The 6,193-nt window shown below is 74.7% G+C and carries 3 protein-coding genes; all 3 read left to right on the forward strand.

What is annotated here, in order from left to right; translation table 11 throughout:
- Positions 1-94: 94 nt before the first annotated feature.
- On the forward strand, positions 95-5,008 hold the full coding sequence (locus K4G64_RS37675) for an ATP-dependent helicase (protein ID WP_221760371.1): 4,914 nt from the start codon (positions 95-97) through the stop codon (positions 5,006-5,008).
- Positions 5,009-5,067: 59 nt separating this feature from the next.
- Positions 5,068-5,889 carry an Fpg/Nei family DNA glycosylase gene (locus tag K4G64_RS37680; RefSeq protein WP_221760372.1) on the forward strand — a complete coding sequence of 274 codons (822 nt, stop codon included), beginning with the start codon at positions 5,068-5,070 and terminating at the stop codon, positions 5,887-5,889.
- Positions 5,890-5,921: 32 nt separating this feature from the next.
- The coding region (locus K4G64_RS37685) for an SDR family NAD(P)-dependent oxidoreductase (protein WP_221760373.1) at positions 5,922-6,193 on the forward strand (272 nt) is incomplete at its 3' end.

Below are 6,193 nucleotides of genomic sequence, written 5' to 3' on the forward strand. Positions count from 1 at the left end.
CCCGAAGGCCGCAGCCGCCCCCGCCCCATCCCGCGCGCCCCGGGGGACGAGGCGGCGAAGCCCCGTTGTCAGTGCCGGGGTGCACGATGGACGCATGCCCAGCAATGCGCACCGAGCCCTGGACGGCTTCTCACCCGCGACCCGCGCCTGGTTCACGGGTGCCTTCTCCGCGCCCACCCCGGCCCAGGCCGGTGCGTGGCAGGCCATCCACGAGGGCTCGGACGTGCTGGTCGTCGCACCCACCGGCTCCGGAAAGACCTTGGCGGCCTTCCTGGCCGCCCTGGACCAGCTGGCCTCGACACCTCCCCCGGCCGACCCCAAGAAGCGCTGCCGCGTCCTGTACGTCTCCCCGCTGAAAGCCCTGGCGGTGGACGTCGAGCGCAACCTGCGCAGCCCGCTGACCGGCATCCGCCAGGAGTCCGTGCGCCTCGGCCTGCCCGAGCCCGAGGTCAAGGTGGGCATCCGCTCCGGCGACACCCCGGCCGCCGAGCGCCGCGCGCTGTCCACCCGCCCGCCGGACATCCTGATCACGACGCCCGAGTCGCTGTTCCTGATGCTGACCTCGGCCACCCGCGACGCCCTGACCGGCATCGACACGGTGATCCTCGACGAGGTGCACGCGGTCGCCGGCACCAAGCGCGGCGCCCACCTCGCGCTCTCCCTGGAGCGGCTGGACGACCTCCTGCCGAAGCCCGCCCGCCGCATCGGCCTCTCCGCGACGGTCCGCCCGGTCGACGAGGTGGCCCGGTTCCTCTCGCCGCGCCGCAAGGTGGAGATCGTCCAGCCGGAGTCGGGCAAGGAGTTCGACCTGTCCGTGGTCGTCCCGGTCGAGGACCTGGGCGAGCTGGGCGGCTCCCCGGTGGCGGACGGCCAGGAAGGCGCGGAGCGTCCATCCATCTGGCCGCACGTGGAGGAGCGGATCGCCGATCTCGTCCAGTCCCACCGCTCCACGATCGTCTTCGCGAACTCCCGCCGCCTCGCGGAGCGCCTCTGCAACCGCCTGAACGAGATCGCGTACGAACGGGCCACGGGCGTGCCCCTCGACGAGCACCACGCCCCCGCCGAGCTCATGGGCGGCTCGGGAGCGGCCCAGGGCGCCCCCCAGGTCATCGCCCGCGCCCACCACGGGTCGGTGTCCAAGGAGCAGCGGGCCCTGGTCGAGGAGGACCTCAAGGCGGGGCGCCTGCCCGCGGTCGTGGCCACGTCCAGCCTGGAGCTGGGCATCGACATGGGCGCGGTGGACCTGGTGGTCCAGGTCGAGTCGCCGCCCTCGGTCGCCTCCGGCCTGCAGCGGGTGGGGCGGGCGGGGCACCAGGTGGGCGCGGTCTCCACCGGTGTGGTCTTCCCGAAGTACCGCGGCGACCTGGTGCAGGCGGCGGTGGTCACCGAGCGCATGCGCACCGGCTCCATCGAGTCCCTCAGGGTGCCCGCCAACCCTCTGGACGTCCTGGCCCAGCAGGTGGTCGCCATGACGGCCCTGGACTCCTGGCAGTTCGACGACCTCCTCGCCGCCGTCCGCCGGGCCGCCCCCTTCGCCTCGCTGCCCGAGTCGGCCTTCACGGCGGTCCTCGACATGCTGGCCGGCCGCTACCCGTCCGACGCGTTCGCGGAGCTGCGCCCGCGCGTGGTGTGGGACCGGGTGACCGGCGAGATCACCGGGCGCCCCGGCGCGCAGCGCCTCGCCGTCACCTCGGGCGGCACGATCCCCGACCGCGGACTCTTCGGCGTCTTCCTCGCGGGCGCCGACCCCAAGAAGGGCGGCGGCCGGGTCGGCGAGCTCGACGAGGAGATGGTCTACGAGTCCCGCGTCGGCGACGTCTTCACGCTCGGCACCAGCTCCTGGCGCATCGAGGACATCACCCGCGACCGCGTCCTGGTCTCCCCCGCCCCGGGCGTGCCGGGCCGGCTGCCCTTCTGGAAGGGCGACCAGCTGGGCCGCCCGCTGGAACTGGGCCGGGCGGTGGGCGCGTTCCTGCGCGAGGTCGGCTCGCTGCCCAAGGACGACGCCCGCCTCCGGCTCCTCGCCGCCGGGCTGGACGCGTGGGCGGCGGACAACGTGCTCTCCTACCTGGACGAGCAGCGCGAGGCCTGCGGCCACATCCCGGACGACCGGACGATCGTCGTGGAGCGCTTCCGCGACGAGCTCGGCGACTGGCGCGTGGTGGTGCACTCCCCCTTCGGCGCCCAGGTCCACGCCCCCTGGGCGCTCGCGCTCGGCGCCAAGCTCTCCGAGCGCTACGGCATGGACGCACAGGTCATGCACGCCGACGACGGCATCGTGCTGCGCCTGCCGGACGCCGATCTCATGGGACTGGACCTGCTGGACCAGGAGCCGGTGAAGATGGGCCGGGAGTACGACGCGGAGCAGGCCCCCGTGGGCGCGGCGGACGTCGTCTTCGACAAGGGCGAGGTCGATCAGGTCGTCACCGACCAGGTGGGCAGCTCGGCCCTGTTCGCTTCCCGCTTCCGCGAGTGCGCCGCGCGTGCGCTGCTGCTGCCGCGCCGCAACCCGGGCAAGCGCACCCCGCTGTGGCAGCAGCGGCAGCGCGCCTCGCAGCTGCTGCAGGTGGCGAGCGAGTTCGGCTCGTTCCCGATCGTCCTGGAGGCGGTCCGCGAGTGCCTCCAGGACGTCTTCGACGTGCCGGGGCTCGTCGAGCTGATGGGCGACCTGGAGTCGCGCAAGGTCCGCCTGGTCGAGGTCACGACTCCCGAACCCTCCCCGTTCGCGCGCTCCCTCCTCTTCGGCTACGTCGCCCAGTTCCTGTACGAGGGTGACTCCCCGCTGGCCGAGCGCCGCGCCGCAGCCCTGTCGCTGGACTCGCGGCTGCTGGCGGAGCTGCTGGGCCAGGCGGAGCTGCGCGAGCTGCTCGACGCGGAGGTGCTGACCGAGCTGGAGCAGGAGCTTCAATGGCGCACCGAGGACCGCCGCGTCAAGGACGCCGAGGGTGTCGCGGACCTGCTGCGCCTGCTCGGCCCGCTCACGGACGCGGAACTGGCCGAGCGGGGTGCCGAACCGCAGTGGGCCCAGGACCTGGCGGGCGCCCGCCGTGCCATCCGGGTCCGGATCGCGGGCAGGGACCACTGGGCGGCGATCGAGGACGCGGGCCGCCTGCGCGACGCCCTGGGCACCGCCCTGCCGGTCGGCGTCCCGGAAGCCTTCACGGAGCCGGTCAAGGACCCGCTCGGCGACCTCCTCGCACGCTACGCCCGCACCCACGGCCCGTTCACCTCGGCCACGGCAGCGGCCCGTTTCGGTCTGGGCGTGGCCGTCACCGAGGGCGCTCTCCAGCGGCTCTCGGCGGCGGGGCGGGTCGTCCAGGGCGAGTTCCACCCGGCCGGGATCGGCCAGGAATGGTGCGACGCCGCTGTACTGCGCCGGTTGCGCCGCCGCTCCCTGGCCGCCCTGCGCCACGAACTGGAGCCGGTCCCTCCGGCCGCGCTCGCCCAGTTCCTCCCCCAGTGGCAGCACATCGGCAAGGGGCATTCCCTGCGCGGCATCGACGGCTTGGTCCGCGCCATCGAACAGATGCAGGGCGCGTCCGTGCCGGCCTCCGCCCTGGAGAAGCTGGTGCTGCCCTCCCGGGTCGTGAACTACACCCCGGCGATGCTGGACGAGCTCACCGCCGCCGGAGAGGTGGTCTGGGCCGGGGCGGGCTCGCTCCCCGGCAAGGACGGCTGGGTCTCCCTCTACCTGGCGGACGCGGCCCCCCTGCTCCTGCCGCCGCCGCACCCGCTGGAGCTGACCGCCCTGCACCAGTCCGTCCTGGACACCCTCTCCGGCGGCTACGGCCTGTTCTTCCGGCAGATCGCCGACCAGGTCCGTGCCACCACCCACCCCGAGGCCACCGATCCCCAGCTGGCCGACGCCCTCTGGGACCTGGCCTGGTCCGGCCGCCTGACGAACGACACGCTCACCCCGATGCGCTCTCTGCTCGGCTCGGGCCGCACCGCGGGCTCCACGGCCCACCGTGCCAAGCGCTCGATGCCGCGCGGCCGCTACGGCTCCCTGACGGCCGCGGCCCGCACGGCGTCCCGCTCCGGCCCCCCGACGGTCGCGGGCCGCTGGTCCCTGCTCCCGGCCCATGAACCGGACCCCACCGTGCGGGCCCACGCCCTCGCCCGCACCCTGCTCGACCGGCACGGCGTAGTCACCAGGGGCGCGGTCTCGGCGGAGGGCGTCGAGGGCGGCTTCTCGGCGACGTACCGCGTCCTGTCGGTCTTCGAGGAGAGCGGCCAGGCCCGCCGCGGCTATGTGGTGGAGGGGCTCGGCGCCGCGCAGTTCGCGATGGACGGCGCGGTGGACCGCCTGCGCGCGGTGTCCAACGCCCGCGACCGCGGCCAGGACATGCCCGGCCCGCCGACCGGCACCGAACCCGGCCCGTTCCCGGCCCACGACTTCGCCGGAGCGGACGCCTCCGTCCCCTCCCACGACCACACGGGCGACCCGGGCCCGGACGGCTTCCCCGACCTGGACGCCTCTTTCGCCATCCCCGATCCGTCCCCGGGCGAGTGGGTCTCGCCCCGCGACTACCCGCAGACCGCCCCGCCCTGGCAGAACGGCGGGCGCGCGGGGTACGACCAGGGATTCCCGGGCCGCCGCACCCGCCCCGACGGCGCCTCCCGGGCCGTGGTGCTCGCCGCCGCCGACCCGGCGAACGCCTACGGCGCAGCCCTGCCCTGGCCCGAGCCGCCGTCCGGCGCCGGGCACAAGCCAGGCCGCAAAGCGGGCTCCCTGGTGGTGCTCGTCGACGGCGAGCTGACGCTCTACATGGAGCGCGGCGGCAAGACCCTGCTGGCCTGGCCCGCCGACCCGGACAGCGACCCCACCGCCGACCCCCGCCTGGGCAGCGCAGCCGAAGCCCTCGCCGCAGCCGCCCGCGCGGGTTCGCTCGGCACGGTCACGGTGGAGCGCATCAACGGCGCACAAGCCCTCACCGCCCCCATTGGCACCCTCCTGGAAGGAGCGGGCTTCATCGCGACGCCCCGAGGACTCCGCCTGCGCGCATGACGACCACCCGCCCACAGCCGCCCCGACCGAGCACGCCCCGACCGTGCCACCCTTGAGCCATGCCCGAAGGTGACACGGTCTGGCAGGCCGCGAGGCGGTTGCACGACGCCCTCGCGGGCAAGGTGCTGACCCGCAGCGACCTCAGGGTGCCCCGCTTCGCCACGGCCGACCTCACCGGACGTACGGTCCTGGACGTCACCGCGCGCGGCAAGCACCTCCTGACCCGCCTCGAGGGCGGCCTGACCCTCCACTCCCACCTGCGGATGGACGGCTCCTGGAAGGTGTACGGAAACGGCCAGCGCTGGAGCGGCGGCCCCGGCCACCAGATCCGCGCGATCCTCGGCAACCCCGACCGCACGGCCGTCGGCTACCGCCTCCCCGTCCTGGAACTCTTGCGCACGAGCGACGAGCACCGCGCGATCGGCCACCTCGGCCCCGACCTCCTCGGCCCGGACTGGGACCCCGACCGCGCCCTCGCCAACGTCCTCCAGGACCCCGCCCGCGAGCTCGGTGAGGCCCTGCTCGACCAGCGCAACCTCGCCGGCGTCGGCAATGTCTACAAGAGCGAGATCTGCTTCCTCCTCGGCGTCACCCCCTGGCTCCCGGCCGGCGACCTGCCCCCCGACCGGGCCGCGAAGCTGCCGGCGCTCGCCAAGAAGCTGCTGGAAGCCAACCGCGACCGCCCCATCCGCACCACCACGGGCCGCCGCGGCCAGGACCTCTTCGTCTACGGCCGCGCCCCGCGCCCCTGTCTGCGCTGCCGCACCTCGATCCGGGTCGCCGACCAGGGCGACGGCTCCCGCGAACGCCCGACCTATTGGTGCCCCACCTGCCAGCCCGGCCACGCCCCCGCCCCGACCCGGCGCAGCCGCACCAATTGACGACCCGTCAGAAACGCTCGTACGGTCCTTGTATGCCCGTCACGGCGTACGACCTCAGCGGCCGCACCGCGTTCGTCACCGGCGCCGCGAGCGGCATCGGCCGCGCCTCGGCCCTGCTGCTCGCCGAGGCGGGCGCGACAGTGCACTGCGCGGACCGTGATGCCGAGGGCCTGCACGAGACGGCGACCCTGATCAAGGACAGCGGCGGCACCGCCCGCACCCACACCCTCGACGTCACCGACCGGGCCGGGCTGAGGCAGGCCGTCGGCTCCTGCGGGCATCTGGACACCCTGGCCGCGGTCGC

The organism is Streptomyces sp. WAC04114 (assembly GCF_019733245.1).
GTDB lineage: Bacteria > Actinomycetota > Actinomycetes > Streptomycetales > Streptomycetaceae > Streptomyces > Streptomyces massasporeus_A.